17 protein-coding genes are annotated in these 17,239 nt (G+C 71.3%); 4 read left to right on the top strand and 13 right to left on the bottom strand.

What is annotated here, in order from left to right; translation table 11 throughout:
- The first annotated feature begins 5 nt into the window (after positions 1-5).
- Positions 6-1,574: a helix-turn-helix domain-containing protein gene (locus ACQP00_RS19285; protein WP_433220976.1), complete on the top strand. Its 1,569-nt coding sequence runs from the start codon at positions 6-8 to the stop codon at positions 1,572-1,574.
- 74 nt (positions 1,575-1,648) lie between these two features.
- Here ACQP00_RS19285 and ACQP00_RS19280 read toward each other — a convergent pair whose 3' ends face one another.
- From ACQP00_RS19280 to ACQP00_RS19270, 3 genes are all read right to left on the bottom strand, one after another.
- Positions 1,649-2,143: a pyridoxamine 5'-phosphate oxidase family protein gene (locus ACQP00_RS19280; RefSeq protein ID WP_433220974.1), complete on the bottom strand. Its 495-nt coding sequence runs from the start codon at positions 2,141-2,143 to the stop codon at positions 1,649-1,651.
- Between the two features lie 172 nt (positions 2,144-2,315).
- Positions 2,316-2,519 (bottom strand): cold-shock protein, encoded by a 204-nt coding sequence (locus tag ACQP00_RS19275; protein WP_433220972.1) that lies wholly within the window; start codon positions 2,517-2,519, stop codon positions 2,316-2,318.
- A gap of 114 nt (positions 2,520-2,633) precedes the next feature.
- Entirely contained in the window at positions 2,634-3,458 is an 825-nt protein-coding gene (locus ACQP00_RS19270) for a HEAT repeat domain-containing protein (RefSeq protein WP_433220970.1), read from the bottom strand.
- A gap of 244 nt (positions 3,459-3,702) precedes the next feature.
- Here ACQP00_RS19270 and ACQP00_RS19265 point away from each other — a divergent pair, with 244 nt between their 5' ends.
- Positions 3,703-4,959, top strand: a complete 1,257-nt coding sequence (locus tag ACQP00_RS19265) for a family 16 glycosylhydrolase (RefSeq protein WP_433220968.1) — start codon at positions 3,703-3,705, stop codon at positions 4,957-4,959.
- Between the two features lie 46 nt (positions 4,960-5,005).
- On the opposite strand, the gene ACQP00_RS19260 is transcribed toward ACQP00_RS19265, so the two are convergent.
- Entirely contained in the window at positions 5,006-5,869 is an 864-nt protein-coding gene (locus tag ACQP00_RS19260) for a helix-turn-helix domain-containing protein (protein WP_433220966.1), read from the bottom strand.
- Positions 5,870-6,094: 225 nt separating this feature from the next.
- On the opposite strand from ACQP00_RS19260, the gene ACQP00_RS19255 reads away from it, so the two are divergent.
- Positions 6,095-6,886, top strand: a complete 792-nt coding sequence (locus tag ACQP00_RS19255) for an NlpC/P60 family protein (RefSeq protein WP_433220964.1) — start codon at positions 6,095-6,097, stop codon at positions 6,884-6,886.
- Positions 6,887-7,013: 127 nt separating this feature from the next.
- A complete protein-coding gene (locus tag ACQP00_RS19250) occupies positions 7,014-7,697 on the top strand; it encodes a FadR/GntR family transcriptional regulator (protein ID WP_433220963.1) in 684 nt (227 codons plus the stop codon).
- A gap of 4 nt (positions 7,698-7,701) precedes the next feature.
- On the opposite strand, the gene ACQP00_RS19245 is transcribed toward ACQP00_RS19250, so the two are convergent.
- The 9 genes from ACQP00_RS19245 to ACQP00_RS19205 all read right to left on the bottom strand — a co-directional run bounded on the left by ACQP00_RS19245 (position 7,702) and on the right by ACQP00_RS19205 (position 17,228).
- The gene (locus ACQP00_RS19245) at positions 7,702-8,451 is read right to left on the bottom strand and encodes an SDR family oxidoreductase (protein ID WP_433220961.1); all 750 of its coding nucleotides are present in this window, start codon (positions 8,449-8,451) and stop codon (positions 7,702-7,704) included.
- Positions 8,448-9,473, bottom strand: a complete 1,026-nt coding sequence (locus ACQP00_RS19240) for a zinc-dependent alcohol dehydrogenase (RefSeq protein ID WP_433220959.1) — start codon at positions 9,471-9,473, stop codon at positions 8,448-8,450. Before ACQP00_RS19240 ends, ACQP00_RS19245 begins: the two co-directional genes overlap by 4 nt.
- Positions 9,470-9,805: an L-rhamnose mutarotase gene (locus ACQP00_RS19235; protein ID WP_433220957.1), complete on the bottom strand. Its 336-nt coding sequence runs from the start codon at positions 9,803-9,805 to the stop codon at positions 9,470-9,472. Before ACQP00_RS19235 ends, ACQP00_RS19240 begins: the two co-directional genes overlap by 4 nt.
- A 15-nt stretch (positions 9,806-9,820) precedes the next feature.
- Positions 9,821-10,672, bottom strand: a complete 852-nt coding sequence (locus ACQP00_RS19230) for an amidohydrolase family protein (RefSeq protein WP_433220955.1) — start codon at positions 10,670-10,672, stop codon at positions 9,821-9,823.
- Positions 10,669-11,979 carry an enolase C-terminal domain-like protein gene (locus tag ACQP00_RS19225; protein ID WP_433223896.1) on the bottom strand — a complete coding sequence of 437 codons (1,311 nt, stop codon included), beginning with the start codon at positions 11,977-11,979 and terminating at the stop codon, positions 10,669-10,671. The genes ACQP00_RS19230 and ACQP00_RS19225 overlap by 4 nt, the downstream gene beginning before the upstream one ends.
- 31 nt (positions 11,980-12,010) lie before the next feature.
- Positions 12,011-13,057, bottom strand: coding sequence for an ABC transporter permease (locus ACQP00_RS19220; protein ID WP_433220953.1), 1,047 nt, complete (start codon positions 13,055-13,057; stop codon positions 12,011-12,013).
- Positions 13,050-14,558: a sugar ABC transporter ATP-binding protein gene (locus ACQP00_RS19215; RefSeq protein ID WP_433220951.1), complete on the bottom strand. Its 1,509-nt coding sequence runs from the start codon at positions 14,556-14,558 to the stop codon at positions 13,050-13,052. The genes ACQP00_RS19220 and ACQP00_RS19215 overlap by 8 nt, the downstream gene beginning before the upstream one ends.
- Positions 14,555-15,619 (bottom strand): sugar ABC transporter substrate-binding protein, encoded by a 1,065-nt coding sequence (locus ACQP00_RS19210; RefSeq protein WP_433220949.1) that lies wholly within the window; start codon positions 15,617-15,619, stop codon positions 14,555-14,557. Before ACQP00_RS19210 ends, ACQP00_RS19215 begins: the two co-directional genes overlap by 4 nt.
- Before the next feature lie 139 nt (positions 15,620-15,758).
- Positions 15,759-17,228, bottom strand: coding sequence for an arabinofuranosidase catalytic domain-containing protein (locus tag ACQP00_RS19205; RefSeq protein WP_433220947.1), 1,470 nt, complete (start codon positions 17,226-17,228; stop codon positions 15,759-15,761).
- Between the last annotated feature and the right edge of the window lie 11 nt (positions 17,229-17,239).

The raw sequence follows: 17,239 nt of genomic DNA, 5'->3' as shown, positions 1-17,239 counted from the left end.
AGGGCGTGACGGCCCCGGCCCCGGTTCCCGATGACGTGAGCGACCCGCCGCCGATCCCGGCCGCCCGGTCGGACTCGACGGGGCGTCCCCGGCGCCCGCTGCTGCTCTGGGTCCGCACCGGCACCGCCCACATGCACCTCGACGGGGAGCCGACCTTCCACCTGGCCGCCGGCCAGGGCGCCTGGATTCCCGCGGAAGGCTGGAACCACCGCGCGATCATCACCGAGCCGGGGACCGTCGCGTTCCCCCTGTGGCTCCATCCCGGCACCGGGCCGCTGCCGGCACCGACCCGGTTCGCGGTGCCCGCCGGCTGGCAGGACTGGCTGATCCAGTACTTCAACCTGCAGGTCACGCCGCTCACCGGACGTGGGTACTTCCAGGACGCGATCGCCGACCTCCTTCCCGGGCCGCCTACGCCGCCTTCGTCGCCTTCGCCGCTGGAATTGCCGGAGCTGCCGGGCGCTTCGGCGGCACGAGGAGTGGCCGAGGAGTTGATTCGCGACCCGGCGCTCGACCTCACCGTCGAGCAGTGGGCGACCAGGGCGCTATCCAGCCCGCGGACCCTGCGCCGCGACTTCCTCGCCGATACCGGACTCACCTTCGAGCAGTGGCGGCTGCGCAACCGGCTGATCGCAGCCGTCGAGTTCCTGGCCGCCGGCTACGGCGTCGACCAGGTCGCGGCGCGGGTCGGCTTCGCCAGCCGCAACGGCTTCACGCGCGCGTTCAAGGACCAGTACGGACTGACGCCGCACGAGCTGACCCGCAAGCTCGCCGCCAGCTCGGCCAGCATCGACCTGACCCAGCGGGCCACCGTGGCGAGGCAGACCGACGACCTCCTGCGCATGGTGCGGGGCGACAGCACCCTCGCGGCCGCACCCGACCTGCTACCCTCGGCCCGCACACCCCCGCACGCCAACGACAAGCACGTGCTCACCTGGATCTACCGCGGCAGCGGCTACCTCGACACCGGCGAGCACCGCTACGAACGGCAGCGCGGCGTCGCCACCTGGATCCCCGCCGGCACGGAGCACGTCACCGGCCTGCGCGAGAACTCCATCTCGCTGCCCCTCGGCACCGCCGGCCCGGCCGACCTCGCCCTGACCGAGCCGCTCCAGGTGCAGTTCCCGCCCGCCTGGGACGACTACCTGATGTTCTGCGCCGTCAGCGCCCGATCCGGGCTGCACCCCGACGACTACGACCCCCGGCACATCCTCGACCTGTTCGCCGATCAGCTCGCCGCCCAGCGAGCGCTGTCGGTGCCGATGCCCACCGATCCACGGTCCCGGGCGGCGGCGCTGGACTACCTGCGCCGCATCGGCACCCCCGGCGAGCCGGCCGACGTCCCCGCCGACATCCACCGGGCCTTCCGCGAGCAGACGGGCATGACCTTCACCCGCTGGCGCTACACCGCCCGCATGCGCGTCGCCCGCGACCTGCTCCTCGGCGGCGCCAGACCCAGCGCCGTCGCCCGCCGCGTCGGCTACGCCCACCTGCCGACCTTCAGCGCCGCCTTCTCCCGGTTCCACGGCCTGTCACCCCGCGCATTCCAGGACCGCGAGGTCGGCCCGACCTGACCAGCGGCCCCGTCAGCACCGCCCGGCGAGGGCCGCCCGCCGGACGGACGGCCCACTCGCGCCGGCTTCGCGCGTCACATCTCGACGGTGCGGTTGTCGACCGGGAACTCGTCCGGGTTGTTCCGCTGGATCGCCCGGCCCATGCCGAGCAGCTGCTTGACCTTGCTGGTCGGAGCGTCCCAGAACTCGGCGGTGTCGGCATGCACCTTGATCAGGGCCAACCCGGGACTGCGCGGGCCGTCGGGAAACCACGCCTCCAACGGCTTGGACCACAACTGCTCGGCCTTGGCCGGGTCGTGGACGATCTCGGCGGTACCCGCGATCGAGGTCCATTCGCTCTTCTTGTCGTTGGACAGCGACACGTTGACCCGCGGCTCGGCCTGGATCTGGCGCACCTTGTCGGAATCGCCGTCGGCGAAGAACCACAGATCCCCGTCGAACTCGGTCTCCTGCACGGCCATCGGCCGACTGACATGATCCCCGGCGGCGGTCATCGTGGTCAGCATCGCCGACTGCGCCCTGCCCACCAGCTCAATGACTTTGCCGCGGCCGTCCTGAACGTCTGCCATTCGTCTTCTCCGATCACCGGTACCGACAGATTCTGCTACCCCGTCACGAGTACCCGCCGGAATCCGGCTCTCACCTCCCTGTTGCCGGGGTTACGCTCCGAACACGGAGGAGCGCCCGCGCAACCTTCGCGCGAGCGCTCATCCGTTTGCTGTGGGTTGGTGCCAGAGCTGGTCAGACGCCGCGGACGTTCTCCGCCTGCGGACCCTTCTGCCCCTGGGTCACCTCGTACTCGACCTTCTGGCCCTCAGTGAGCTCACGGTACCCACTGCTGGCGATGGCCGAGTAGTGGACGAAGACGTCCGCTCCTCCGTCATCCTGCTGGATGAAACCGAAGCCCTTTTCGGAATTGAACCACTTGACGGTGCCGAGAGCCACAAATCCTCCTGATCTTGGCGGGAAGCCGCCCAACCCCGGACGATACCCTGGCCGGGGCCCGGCCGTCACCGCCCCCCACCAGTTGGGTGATCCTGGCGACGCCGGCGCCCGCCGTCACTCCGGCCGGCGGGCGGCGATGGCGGCCTGAATGCGCCGTACCGTGCGCAGCGCCTTCTTCGCCGCCGCGCGGACCTCGCCGTCGAAAACCGTCACCCCGCGGTCCTCGGCCTGCAGCCGCTCCAGCGTCGCCACGACCTGCTCGTCGCCGGTCGAGCCGAGGGCGACCGCCGCCCAGTAGCGACGGTTCGGGTCCGGGTCCGCGGCCGCCTCCATCAGCCGCGGGATGACCTCCGGGGCGAACAGGGCCAGGCCGCTGGCGAGGTAGCCGATCCGCGGGAACCGGCGGCGCTCGAACGCCTCCCACAGCGCTTCCAGGGCCGCGGCGCCACCGATCTCGGCGAGCGCGTCGGCGGACCGCTGACGCACCCACTCGACCTCGTCGTCGAGCAGCGGCCGCAGCGCCGCGACGACGGAGGCATCGGAGGCGTCGCCGAGCACGCCGAGCGCCTTGATCGCCTCGTCCACCACGATCCACTGCGGATGACCGAGGAGCTCGACCAGCTGCGGCACGGCCGCGCGCACGCCCATCGCGGCGCAGCCCATCGCCGCCCAGGCCTGGCAGTTGTACCGCGTGTCAGCCAGCGCCTCGAGCAGCGGCTCATGCAGGCCGGGGTCGGCGAACACGTCCGCCTGGTTCATGGCCCGGGTGTAGATCGACCGGTGGTAGTCGCGGTAGTCGCGGACCATCGCCTGCAGCGCCGCGATCGCCGACGGGTCGCCGTGGTCGCGGGCGCGGTCGAGCAGCCGGTAGAGGTGCTCCTCCCGGCTGTCGAGGTCGCCCCGGGCCAGGTCGGCGAGGTCGGGATGCACGGCCGTCACGACCGGCATCATACGGCGCGGCCGGCGGAGACCGGTCACCTTCCGGGAGGTGCGCCGATCCGGGCCAGGTGGGCGGCCCCGCCTGGAATGCAGCCGTCGCGTTCCTGCCGCGATCCGTTGACCTCGCGACACGGCCGGAAACGTTCCACGGAACGTTCCCGCCGCGCTGCGGTCCGTTTCGCCGCCGATGCTGAGGCGTCGGTCCAGCCCGATCGACATCTGGCAGTAGGCGGAGGGGGCAGCAATGAAGGTCGGGAGCAGGCTCGCCCGGCTCGGCACGGCGGTGGCCGTCGTGGCGGCCGGGGTGGTCGGTGTCATCGCCGGCGGGGGCGATGCACAGGCGGTGGTCACGAACTCCTGCAGCAATCCGGTGCTCGCGACCAACCTCAACGGGTGGGGCTCGCTGGACGGCGGCTGGGTGACGCGCGACCCGGTCGGCGATCTCGCCGGCGCGAGCTGGGCGTTCGCCACCGGCGGGAAGAAGTTCTACATGCCGCAGCTGGCGGTGACCGCCGGGCAGACCTGGACGTTCTCGGCCCGTGACCGTCTCATCGGCGCGACGGGCACGGCAAAGATCGCGGTGGACTGGTACGGCGCCGGGGGTACGTACCTGTCCCAGAGCAATGACGCGGCCGCGGTGAACCTGCCGGCGTCGACGACGACCGGTGGCACGTGGACGGCGGTCTCGGCGACGTACACCGTCCCGGCCGGCGCGACCAGCGCTCACGTCCTGCAGTTCGGCAACGTCGGGTCGGCGACCGGCACGACCTTCAAGGCGACGATGTGTGACTACCAGCCGGCCAGCGACGAGGCCGCCGTCCGGTACGGCTGGGGAAGCCCGGCCACCTCCCAGTCCGACGAGTACAACGGCACCTCCGTCGACCTGACCAAGTGGGGCCTCTTCGGCGCCGCCGGCGGCGCCACCACCGGGTGCTCCCCCGGCCACAACGGGCACGGGCAGCGCTGCGCGTCGCAGACGAGCGAGGGCGGCGGCTACCTGTCGGTGGCCGGCACGGCCGCCGGGGTGACGGGCGGCCTCTGGGCACGGACGACGCCGTTCAAGTACGGGCGGGTCGAGGTCCGCGAACGTGCGGTTCCCGGTACGGACAACGGGGGCGCGGCCTACCACGCCGTCCCGCTGCTGTGGCCGGAGAACAACGCCGACTATGTCAACGCGGAGATGGACTTCGCGGAGCGCAACGTCGGGGCCTCGACGGTCGATCTGTTCGTGCACCACGACGGTACGCAGTCGCACTGCTCCGTCGCGATCGACTCCACCCAGTTCCACAACTACGCGCTCGACTGGCAGCCCAGCTCGGTGACCTGGTACGTCGACGGGGCGACGATCTGCACCGTCAACGTCGCGATCAACTACTTCGTCCGGACCAACGGCGGCGCGCAGCTGGACATGCTGCCCGCCGACGGCACGCTGATGCGCCCGGCCCACCAGGATGTCGACTGGATCCGCATGTATCCGACCGCGGCCACGCAGTACCACTAGGCTCCGGCAGCACCGACGGGCCGCCGACCACCGGGTCGGCGGCCCGTCACTGCGCGACCTTCATGTTCGGTGCCCGGTTGGACACGATCCGCGCGTCCGGAGGCAGGGCGAGCTGCTTGTTGTGCTGCACGGACGTTTTCCAGTCCGTCGCGACGGCGGCCGGCACGTCCACGACGTACAGCAGCCGCCGGGAACGGACGACCGAAGCGGTCAGGTTGTGCACGAACGTGTAGTCGCCCGGTGCGGGACGGTCGAGGTACTCCTTGGCGAAGAACTCCGGATGCGGTGGTTCCCCCTGCTCGAGCAGCTCGACCATGAGGATGAGCTGATCGTCGCCGGGCGGTGCGCATGCGATGTGCACCGTGACCGTGCTGGTGGTCACGGTGGTCGGCGGCACGTCGACCGAGGCCAGGTCCCGGCCGCCGCACCACGCGGGTTGCCGGTTGGCCGCCTCCGGTTCCCGCTCGGACCGGCGATCGGACATGATCACCCCGGCCACGACCGCGATGACCAGCACGAGCGCGGCGACGCCGACGACACGTAGCCACCGTCGCCCGGCCGGCGGGGTCGGCACCTCGGGCGGATCGGGTGGGGGTGCCGGCGTTTCCGGGGTTGCCGCCGGTTGCGCCGTTGGAACCGTTTGCGCCGCCAGCCACAGCTGCCGCATGGTCGCCACGCTGGTCCCGCAGTATTCGGCCCAGCGTTCCGCCTGGTCCAGGCTCGGCCTGGCGTGACCGTTCAGCCATCGGCTGACGGACGCCTTCGACGAGTACACCGCGTTGGCCAGTTGGTGGAGGCTCGCGTCGGCCTTGTCCCGGCCGAGCCGCAACTCCTGAACCAGCGACGCTTGCGCGTCGGACAGGTCGACGGGCAGCTCACCGAGCCGCCCGGGGGCGCGCCGCCTGGCCATCCGATGCCTTCCTGAAGGTCCGGCCGTGTCCGATGCAATGATGCCGGTCGATTACCTTGAGCACCAGCATCGATACACATCGTGCTCAGGAACGTTTCGGCTCCGGACCGCCGACCGGCCCACCTGTGGCGGAACGATCCCTGGAACCGTCCCGGCCTGTTCGCGGCCGCCACGAGACGGCCAGCATTCGACCGGCAAGCATTCCAACCGGAAGGAGCTACATCGATGCGTACCCGCATTCGCCGTCTGGTCGCCGTAGCCGTCGGCACCATGCTGGCGGCGACGCTCTTCCTCGTCGCCCCGGCCGCGGCACCCGCGTCGGCGGCGGCCGGCACTGACCGGCTGACCGCCGGCGAGTCCCTCGGCCCGGACCAGTACATCGTCTCGACCAACGGGGCATACCGGCTCGTCATGCAGGGCGACGGCAACCTCGTGCTGTACGGCCCGGCCGGGCCGGTGTGGGCGACGTACACCAGCGCCGGCGCATCCGTCCTGGCCAACCAGACCGACGGCAACCTCGTCGTCTACCCGAACGCCGGCGGCGTGTCCTGGGCCAGCGGCAGTGGAGGCGGCGGCGGAACGCTCGTCGTCCAGGACGACGGCAACCTGGTGCTGTACGGCTCCGGCGGCCCGACCTGGACGACCTACACCGGTGGCGGGACCTCCAAGCTCGCGGTCGCGGCCGCGATCGCGTTCGCGAAGCGCCAGCTCGGCAAGCCCTACGTGTACGGCGCCACCGGCCCGAACAGCTACGACTGCTCAGGTCTGACGCAGGCCGCATACGCCAACGCCGGCGTCGGCATCCCCCGCACGTCCTACGACCAGTGGGCCCACTCCGCTCACGTCAGTCAGGCGGCCCTGCAGCCCGGTGACCTGGTCTTCTACAACGCCGCCGGGCATGTGGCGATCTACGTCGGCAACGGCCAGATCATCGAGGCGCTCCAGACCGGCACCCTCGTCCGCTACGACTCCATCACCTACCCCGGCACTCCATACGGCTACGGCCGGGTCGCCTGACATTTCCTGCGTCCGAGGTCCCGCCGGTGCGGCCGGCGGGACCCTCGTGCCGTGCGGGTTGCGAAGCGTCGAACAGCCTGCGCCGAAAGATAAGATGTCTGGGCGCGACGGCGACGAGGAGAGCAATGTGGCACTGACGGACGAGGCGATCACCTGGCTGCGTACCTCGATCCAGTCCGGTGAGCTCCCGCCCGGCGCACGCCTGCCAACCGAGGCCCAGCTCTCCGCCGAGATGGGCATCTCGCGCAGCGGCGTCCGCGAAGCGGTCAAGGTCCTCGAAGCGGCCCGCGTCCTCGAGGTCCGCCGCGGCGACGGCACCTACGTCACCAGCCTCGCGCCCCGGCTGCTGCTGGAGGGCGTCGGCCTCGCCGTCGAGCTGCTGCGCGACGACACGCTGCTGGAGGTCATGGAGGTACGCCGGATGCTCGAACCGGTCGCCACCGGGGTCGCGGCGCTGCGGATGAGCGACGCCGACCTCGACGAGCTCGGCAGCATCCTCGACGACATGCGCGACGCCAAGGACGATGCCGAGCGGCTCATCGGCTACGACGCGGCGTTCCACCGCACGGTCATCGCCGCGACGGGGAACGAGACGCTCACCTCGTTGCTCGACGGGCTGTCCGGGCAGACGCTGCGGGCCCGGGTCTGGCGGGGGCTCATCGAGGGCAACTCGTCGCATGTCACCCTCGCCGAGCACGAGGCCATCTACCGGGCCCTGCAGGCCCGCGATCCGCTGCTGGCCCAGGCCAGTGCGCTGCTGCACGTCAACACGTCCGAAGCCTGGCTGCGGGCGGTACTGGCGCAGGCCTGAAGAATCACCGCGCCAGCCAGCCGCCGTCGACCGGGATGATGGCGCCGTGCACGTAGCGGGCGGCGTCCGAGGCCAGGAAGACCGCGGCGCCGGCCACGTCCTCGGGCCGTCCCCAGCGCCCCGCCGGGATGCGGTCGAGGATCGAACGGTTCCGGGCGGGGTCGTCCTGCAGGGCCTGGGTGTTGTCGGTAGCGATGTAGCCCGGTGCGATCGCGTTGACGTTCACGCCCCGGCCCGCCCACTCGTTGGCCAGCGCCCGGGTCAGGCCGGCGATGCCCGACTTCGCGGCGGCGTACCCGGGCACCGTGACCCCGCCCTGGAAGCTCAGCATCGACGCGGTGAAGATGATCCGCCCGGCGCCGCGGTCCAGCATCGTGCGGCCGACCGAGCGGGCGAGCACGAACTGGGCCGACAGGTTGACCTCGAGCACATGGTCCCAGTCGGCGTCGGAGTGCTCGGCGGCCGGCGCACGGCGGATGGTGCCGGCATTGTTGATGAGGATGTCCACGTCGCGCAGGCCGTCGGCGAGTTCATGGACAGCGGCGCGATCCGACAGGTCGGCCCGGATCGGGGTGAAGGACCGGCCGTGGGCCGTCACCCGCGCTGCGGCCTCGCTGCCGTGGTCCTCCATGGAGGCGCTGACGCCGATGATGTCGGCTCCGGCGGCGGCGAGGGCCTCGGCGATCGCCAGGCCGATGCCGCGCCGGCAGCCGGTCACCACAGCCAGGCGGCCGGACAGGTCGAACGGGTTCACGCGTCTCCCCCGCAGTCGAGCAGGACCTTGACATCGCCGCCGTCCTCGAGCGCCCGGAACGCCTCGGTGACGTCGTTGAGCGGTACGACCCGGGAGATCAGCGCGTCGGCCGGGATGGCGCCGCGGTGGACGAGCCGGACCGCCTCCTCGTAGTCGTCGCGCTGGTAGACGCGTACGCCGATCATCTCCAGTTCGCGCCAGAACACCCGGTGCAGGTCGACCTCGCGGGCGGCGGGATGGATCGCCACCACGACCAGCCGGCCGCGGACGGCGAGGAGGTCCGTCGCGGTGCGCACACCGGCGGCGGAGCCCGACACCTCGAACGCGACCTGCGCGCCGGCGCCGTTGGTGGTGTCCTGGATCAGGGCGGCGACGTCGTCGGCGGTGGGGTCCACAACGGACAGTCCGAGTCGCTTGGCGACCGAGCGCCGATGCGGGTCGATCTCCAGGACGGTCACCGCGGCGCCGGTCGACTCGGCGACCTTGGCGATCAGCAGTCCGACCGGGCCGGCGCCGATGACCACGGCGTGCTCCCCGGCCGTGAGGCGGGAGCGGCGGACGTCGTGGACGGCGACGGCGGTCGGCTCGATGAGGGCGGCGTGGCGCAGTGGAAGATCAGGCGGCAGCGGTACGAGCGTGCGGGCCGGAACCGTCCAGGAGCGCTGCATCGAACCGGTGGAGTCGATGCCGATGAAGTTGAGGCGGTGGCAGATGTGGGTGTGCCCGGCGCGGCAGGCGGGGCAGCGGCCGCACCATTCGAGGGGCATGACGGTGACCGGGTCGCCGACGTTGAAGCCGGAGACGCCGCTGCCCAGCGCGGCGATCCGGCCGGACATCTCGTGGCCGATGACGGCCGGGGTGCGGACCCGGTGGTCCATCGCGCCGTGCAGGATGTGCAGGTCGGTGCCGCAGATGCCGGTGTAGGCGACGTCGATGCGGACCTCGCCGTGGCCGGGCGGGACCGGGTCGGCGTCACGGACGGCGAAGGTGCGGTCGCCGAGATAGAAGGCCGCGCTGGTCATGCGTTCTCCTCGGACAGATGCCACACCTGCTGCATCGGTGCCCACCAGTGGCCGGTGCCGGGCTCGGCGAGCGACTCCTGGCAGGGGTCGGTGAGCTTCCACCACTCCTGGGTCACCGGGTCGGCGGCGATGCGGGCCTGGTCGGCGTCGTGGTCGGTGCCGACGTACTCGTAGTAGCCGAACAGCAGGTCGTCGTGGATGAAGATGGTGTAGTTGCGGAAGTTGGCCGCGCGCAGGGTCGCCTCGACGCCCGGCCACACCGCGGCGTGCAGGTCCAGATAGGTCTCGCGGTGTTCGGGCCGGAGCCGGATCACGGCGGCAAAGCGTTGCACCGTTGGGGTTCCTTCCTACAAACGACCGAAGAGGTGGTACGTCCGGGCCGCTGTACCGGCATAGATCGCCTCGGACTCCGCCGGCGACAACGGGGGCAGCGCCCGAGCCAGGGCATCGCGCACGCCACGGTAGTCGGCGGCGAGCAGGCAGACCGGCCAGTCCGAGCCGAACATGAGTCGTTCGGGTCTGAACAGCTCGACCGCCGCCAAGACGAACGGGGCGAGGCCGTCCGGGGTCCAGTCCGGCCCGGCCTCGGTGACCAGGCCGGAGAGCTTGGCCGTCACGTTGTCGTGGGCGGCCAGCGCGGCGAACCCGTCGCGCCAGCGCTCCAGCCCGGCCGCCCCCTCGTCGATGCGCGGCTTGCCGAGGTGGTCCAGCACGAACCGCAGCCCGTCGACGGCCTCGGCGGCGCGGGCCGCGGCCGGTAGCTGGTCGGCCCGGATGACGAGGTCGAACACCAGCCCGGCGGCCGCGACGGCAGCGAGCCCGCGCCGCACGTCGGGACGGTCGAGGTAGTCCGGGTCGGCCTCGCCCTGCACCTGGGAGCGCAGGCCGACGAGCAGCTCTCCGCCGGGCAGCCGCCGGTAGTCCCGCACGTCGCCGGCGACGTCGCCGGCGACGTCGACCCAGGCGACGACGCCGGCAATCGGGCTACAAAAAGCTGCGATCGCCAGAAGGTCGGCCGCCTCGTCGGGGTGGCAGCGTCTGCCCTCGACAAGGACCGTCGCGTCCACGCCGTTCGCGTCGAGTTCGACGCGCAGGTCGTCGGCGGTGAAGGGGCGCCGGATCGGTTCGAGGCCGGGCTCGTCGAGCCAGGAGTAGCCGCGCGCCGGGTCCCACAGGTGGTGGTGCGCGTCGATGATCACGCGGCGGCGCCGGTCTGCCATTCCGGGCCGTCCGGGAACCGGTACGCGGCCAGGGTGCCGCCGAGGATCTCCGCGCTCATGCCGGGGGTCGTCGGGGTCACGTACCGGCCGCCGCGCACGAGGACCGGGTCGGCGAAGTGCTCGTGGAGGTGGTCGACGTACTCGATGAACCGGTCCTCGGTCGTGCCGCTCACCGCGATGTAGTCGAACATCGCCAGGTGCTGCACGAGCTCGCACAGCCCGACGCCGCCGGCGTGCGGGCAGACCGGGACGCCGAACTTGGCCGCCAGCAGCAGGATGGCGAGGTTCTCGTTGACGCCGCCGACCCGGCAGGCGTCGATCTGCACCACGTCGACCGCGCCGGCCTGCAGCAGCTGCTTGAACATGACGGCGTTGTGCACGTGCTCGCCGGTGGCCACCTTGATCGGGGCGAGCGCCTTGCGGACCGCGGCGTGGCCGAGGACGTCGTCGGGTGAGGTCGGCTCCTCGATCCAGTACGGGTCGAACCGGCTCAGCTCGCGCATCCAGCCGATCGCGTCCGGCACGCCCCAGATCTGGTTGGCGTCGACGGCGATGCGCACGTCCGGCCCGACGGCGCGGCGGGCGATGCCCATCCGGCGCACGTCGTCCTCCAGGTTCCCGCCGACCTTGAGTTTGATCAGCCGGTACCCCACGTCGACCGCGTCGACGCACAACCGTTCGAGTTTCTCGTCGTCGTAGCCGAGCCATCCGGGCGTCGTGGTGTACGCGGGATAGCCGCCGTGCAGCAGCCGCTCCTCCCGCTCGGCCCGGCCCGCGGCCTTGTCCCGCAGCAGCTGCAGCGCCTCGTCCTCGGTGAGCGCGTCGCGCAGGTACCGGAAGTCGACCTGGGCGACGAGGGCCTCCGGCGACAGCCCGGCCAGCAGCTGCCACAGGGGCTTGCCGGCCCGGCGGGCGGCCAGGTCCCAGACCGCGTTGACCAGTCCCCCGGCGGCCATGTGCACGACGCCCTTCTCGGGGCCGAGCCAGCGGATCTGGCTGTCGCCGATGAGCCGGCGGGCCAGCGCGCCGGGGTCGGCGACGAGCTCGGCGACCGGCTGCCCGACGACCATGGCGGCGAGCGACCGTACCGCCGCGACCTGGATCTCGGTGCCGCGGCCCACGGTGAACACGAGCCCGTGGCCGGCCCCGCCGGTGGACGTGCGCAGCACCACGTAGGCGGCTGAGTAGTCGGGGAACGGGTTCATCGCGTCGGACCCGTCGCGGTGCCGCGACGTCGGGAACCGCACGTCGAGGACGTCGACGGACGTGATGCGCTCGGTCACGATGCTCCTGGGTTGCTAGTGCCGCGGCGCGGCGTCAGGTCTGGGCTTTGCCGCCGGTCACCCGGGAGACCACGAGGGCCACCAGGATCACGGTGCCGTTGAGGAAGTTCGTCCACTGGGCGGGGACCCCGGCCAGGGTCAGCACGTTGATGATCATGAAGAGGAGCAGGACCCCGGTGAACGCGCCGAACAGCGTGCCCTTGCCGCCGTTGAGGCTGACGCCGCCGATGACCGCGGCCGCGAAGACCTGGAAGATCGCGCCGCTGCCCTGCGCCGCCGGCACCGCCGCCAGCCGGCCGCTGATGAGCAGCCCGGCGAGGGCCGCGAGCGCGCCGGCCACGATGAGGGCGAGCCAGAGGATCCGGTCGGTGCGGATGCCCGCCGCCCGCGCCGCGTCGGCGTTGCCGCCGATCGCGTACAGCGCCCGGCCGGAGCGGGTGTAGCCCAGCGCGACGACGCCGACCGCGAACAGCGTCAGCGACAGCCACACCGAGGCCGGCACGCCGAGCCAGATGGCCGAGCCGAGGTACGTCATCGACTCCGGCAGCGCGAAGAACGTCTTGCCGCCCGAGACCCCGGTCAGCAGGCCGCGCAGCACGATGAGCATGCCCAGCGTGACGATGAACCCGTTGAGCCCGAACCGCACGATCAGCAGCCCGTTGAACGCGCCGACCAGGGCGCCGACGAGCAGCACGACCGGCACCGCGAGGGCCGGCGGCAGCAGGTGCACGCCCAGGCCGTGGGTGACCGCGGGGTCGACCACCAGCCAGGCGGCAATGCCGGGGGCGAGCCCGAACGTCGACTCCAGCGACAGGTCCATCTTGCCGGTGATGAGCACGATCGTCTCGGCCAGCACGACGATGGAGATCTCCGACATGCTCTGCAGCACGTTGATGATGTTGTCGGAGCTGAGGAACACCGGGTTGACGATGAAGCCCACGACGGCGACCACGAGGATCGCCGGAACCAGCGCCACGTCGCGCAGGCGGGCGATGGCCGGCGGGCGCCGGACCGCCGCCGGCACGGCCGGAGCGGAGGCCGGAGACGAGGCCGGAGGAGAGGCCGGGAGCGTGTCAGACATGGTCGAGGTCGACCCCTTCCATCATGGCGACGAGTTCGTTGTCGCTCCAGCCCTGGCTCAGCTCGGCGACGACGGCGCCCTGGAACATCACCAGGACCCGGTCGCAGATGCGCAGATCGTCGAGCTCGTCGGAGACCACCAGCACCGCGGTACCGCCCCGGCGCACCTCCTCCACCGCGGTGAGCAGGGTCTGCTTGGACCGCACGTCGACACCCGCGGTCGGGGTGATGAGCACGAGCACGGCCGGCTCACCGGCCAGCGCCCGGCCCAGCACGACCTTCTGCTGGTTGCCGCCGGACAGGTCGGCGACCGGCACCCGCGCACTGTCGGCCTTGATGGACAGCTCGCCGATCGTGCGCTGGGCGAGGCGTTCGCGGCGCACCGGGGAGAGCAGGCCGTACCGGCGGATCCGATTTTGAACGGTCATCGTGACGTTCTCGGCGATGGCGAGCAGCGGGACGAACCCCTCGCGGTGGCGGTCCTGCGGCACCAGTCCGACACCGGCCGCGAGCGCGTCGGACACGCTGCCCGGCCGCAGGACCCGCCCGCCGACGGTGACCGTGCCCGCGGCGGGCCGGCTCAGCCCGGCGATCGCCTCGGCCACCTCGACCTTGCCGCTGCTGCCGCCGCCGGCGATCCCGATGACCTCGCCGGCCCGGGCCCGCAGCGACAGCAACGCCCCCGATCGGGTCGTCAGGTCGTCCACCGAGAGCAGGACCGGAGCGTCCGTCGTACCGCGTCCGGGCGCCGCCTCCGGCAGGCTCACGTCCTCGCCGGTCATCGCCGACACCAGCGCCGGCCGGTCGAGCTCGGCGACCGCCGCGGTGACGATGTGCCGGGCGTCGCGCAGCACCGTCACCCGGTCGCAGAGCTGGTAGATCTCCTGCAGGTGATGGCTGATGAACAGCAGCGTCACGCCCTGCTCGCGCAGCGCCCGCAGCCGCGTGAACAGCCGCTCGATCCCGGCCGCGTCGAGCTGCGCGGTCGGCTCGTCGAGGATGATGAACCGGGCGCCGAACGACAGCGCCCGGGCGATCTCCACGAACTGCCGCTGCTCGACCGACAACGTCGCGGCGGCCCGGCGCGGGTCGACGTCGACGGACCATTCGGCGAGCAGCCGCCCGGCCTCGCGGTACAGCGTCCGCCACCCGATCAGCCGCCCGGGCCCGCGGGTGTGCCGGTTGAGGAACAGGTTCTCGGCCACGGTGAGGTCCGGGATGATCGTCGAGCGCTGGTACACGCAGGCGACGAGCCGCCGCCACGCGTCCCGGTCGCCCAGCGGCGGTGCGGGCCGGCCGTGGAAGGCGATCGCCCCTTCGTCCGGCGCCTGCAACCCGGTGAGCAGGCCGACCAGCGTCGACTTGCCGGCCCCGTTGCGCCCCACCAGGGCGTGCGCCTCGCCCTGGTGGATGACGATCCCGGCGTCGGCGAGCGCGACGGTCGGCCCGAACCGCTTCGTGATACCGACCGCCTCGACGACGGGCCGATCGGCGGTGCTCATGCGTTGTTGCCCCAGAGGGTCTTGTCGTCGAACTTGACGGTCGGCTGGCCGCCGATGGTCGCCCCGTCGAGGGTCACCAGCGGCGCCGCGAGCTGGTCCTCCAGCACGCCCTCGCGGACCTGGATGATGACGCTGCCGTGGTCGGTCGGGCCGGCCTTGAACGTCTTGCCGTCCAGCGCGGCCTTGGCGTAGTACAGGCCGTACTTGGCGAAGAGGTCGGCCGGCTGGCTGACGGTGGCGTCGATGAGGCCGCCCTGGATGTCCTTGAGCTCCTCCGGGATGCCGTCGTTCGACACGACGAAGACGTGCTTGGGGTCGGTCGGCGGGACCTGCAGGCCGCGCTGCTTGAGGATCTGCAGGGTGCCGGACAGGGCGAAGGAGGACTCCATGTAGATGCCCTTGATGTCCGGGTCGGAGGTGAACCGGGTCTGCAGCTTCGTCGCGGCGACGTCGCCCTTCCAGTCGGTCGCCTCGCCGTACACCGTGATGCCTGGATAGTCCTTCTTCATGCACTCGTTGAACGCCTCGGTGCGGTCCCGCCCGTTGATCGAGTCCAGACCACCTTCGAGCATGACGACCTTGCCCTTGCCGCCGAGCTTGGTGCCCAGGAACTGGCAGGCCTTGGTTCCGTAGGCCCGGTTGTCGGCCCGGACGACCATGTAGACGTTGCCGGTGTCGGGCCGGGTGTCGATGGTGACGACCGGGATCTTCTTGGTCGCGAGCTGCTGCAGCGTCGGGGCGATGGCCGCGGTGTCCTGCGGCGCCATGACGACCGCCTTGACGCCCTGGCTCTGGAACGTCTGGACGTTGGAGATCAGGGTGGCGATGTCGTTCTGCGAGTTGGTCGTCTTGAGCTCGATGCCGAGCTCCTTGGCCGACTCGGGGACGTACTTGATGTAGGAGTTCCAGAAGTCCGTGTCCGAGCGGGGGTAGTCCACGCCGATCAGCGGTGCGGCGGTGCCGTCGGCGGACGACGAGTCGGCCTTGTCGCAGGCCGCGGTGAACGAGGCGGTGACCAGCACCGCTGCCAAGCCCAGTCCGAGAACAGCCTTTCGGTTCACTGGGTCTCCTTGTGTGGGCGGGGTGTAGACATCTGATGTATTTATAGATCAGAGGTCAGTCCACGTCTAGAGTCCCCACAAAGGCAGCGAGGAGCGGGCTACACATATGATGTATAGCCCGCTCCTCCGGAAAAACGCGTCAGCTGCGCAGGCTCCACCGCTGGTTCGACCCGCCGTTGCAGGCCCACAGGATGAGCTTCGTGCCGTTGGCCGTCGCCGCGCCGTTGGCGTCCAGGCAGAGCCCCGACTGCACGCCCCGGACGGTGCCGTCGGAGTTGACGTTCCACTGCTGGTTCGCCTGGCCGTTGCAGTCCCAGATGATCGCCGCGGTCCCGTTGGCGGTGCCCTGGCCGCTGGCGTCGAGGCACTTGTTGCCGTACACCGTCAGCTGCCTGCTGGAGGTGGACGTCCAGCGCTGGCCCGAACCGCCCCAGCAGTCGTACAGCTGCGTCTGGGTGCCGTTGGTCGTGCTGGCATTGGGCACGTCGACACACCGGCCGGACTGCGCGCCGACGATCTCCACGTTGCTCTGGCCGCCCCCGCCGCTCGAAGCCGCGTAGCCGGCCGCGGTGATGTTGGCCTGCACCGCGTTCTCGGTGGCGTCGGACGGGTAGCCCGACGTCATCACGCCCTCGTAGAAGGTGCCGGCCGAGCCGTGGCTGTTGTCGCCGCCGATGCCGAGGATGATGGCACCCTCCTTCTTCATCGGGTTGTACCCCGACACGTTCGGCCGCTTGCCGTCGTAGAACGTCGACAGGCCGCCCGATTGCGAGTTGCCGCCGCGGATCGCCCAGTGGTTCGACTCGCCCTTGACGATCGCCGTGACGAACCGGTAGTTCACCGACGGGTCGTTGGCGTTGTACCCGGCGTTGACGCCCGAGAAGAGGCCGTTCTCCAGGTCCGCCATGATCCACGGGCCGTTGCCGGTGCCGTAGCCCCAGACCTTGATGTTGCCGAAGTAGATGGCCTCCATGGTGCCGTTGCCGTTGTCCCGGCTGTTCGTTTCCGCGTTGCCGTAGTCGAAGCAGCAGCCGCCGTTGTAGTGCGTGCCGTCGAAGATGGCGTACATCCCCTCGGCCGCGTCGCCCTTGGCCACGCCGTTGGTGTTGTTGTTGCGGTAGCCGGTCCCGGCCGCCACGTACACCCCGTAGGCCTTGTGCCCGGCGATGGAGATCGGCGCGGCGGTGGCGTCGGCAAGGTTGTCGTAGCCACCCGCCGCCGGACCCTGGAACCCGCCGGGCGGCGCCTGCGTCAGCCGGTTGTTGCGGCCCGACTGGTCATAGATGATCGTGATCAGGCAGGTGGTGTTGGCGCAGAACGAGTCCTGCGCCGAGGCGTCGGCATAGCCACCCGCGGCCAGCACGCCGATGTCCCGGGTCGCGTTGTCCGAGGAGCGCCGCACCTGGTACAGCGGGCCGCTGTAGGAGCCGTACAACGCGCGGGTCGTGCTGTGCGCGGCGACGCACGGGGTCCCGCCGGACGCGTAGATGTCGCACGGCTGGCTCGTCGCGGCCTGGGCGGCGGTCGGCACGGCGAGCGCGATCGCCCCGCCGGCGAGAAACGTGACGGCGGCCGCAAGTACCGCCGCGGTCTTCCTTCTGTAGCGCATGATGACTGCTC

Origin of the sequence: Dactylosporangium sp. CS-047395 (assembly GCF_050942185.1) — a bacterium.
Classification (GTDB): domain Bacteria; phylum Actinomycetota; class Actinomycetes; order Mycobacteriales; family Micromonosporaceae; genus Dactylosporangium.
Note: the sequence above shows the minus strand (reverse complement) of the source record. Positions and strands in the feature narration are given on the sequence as shown.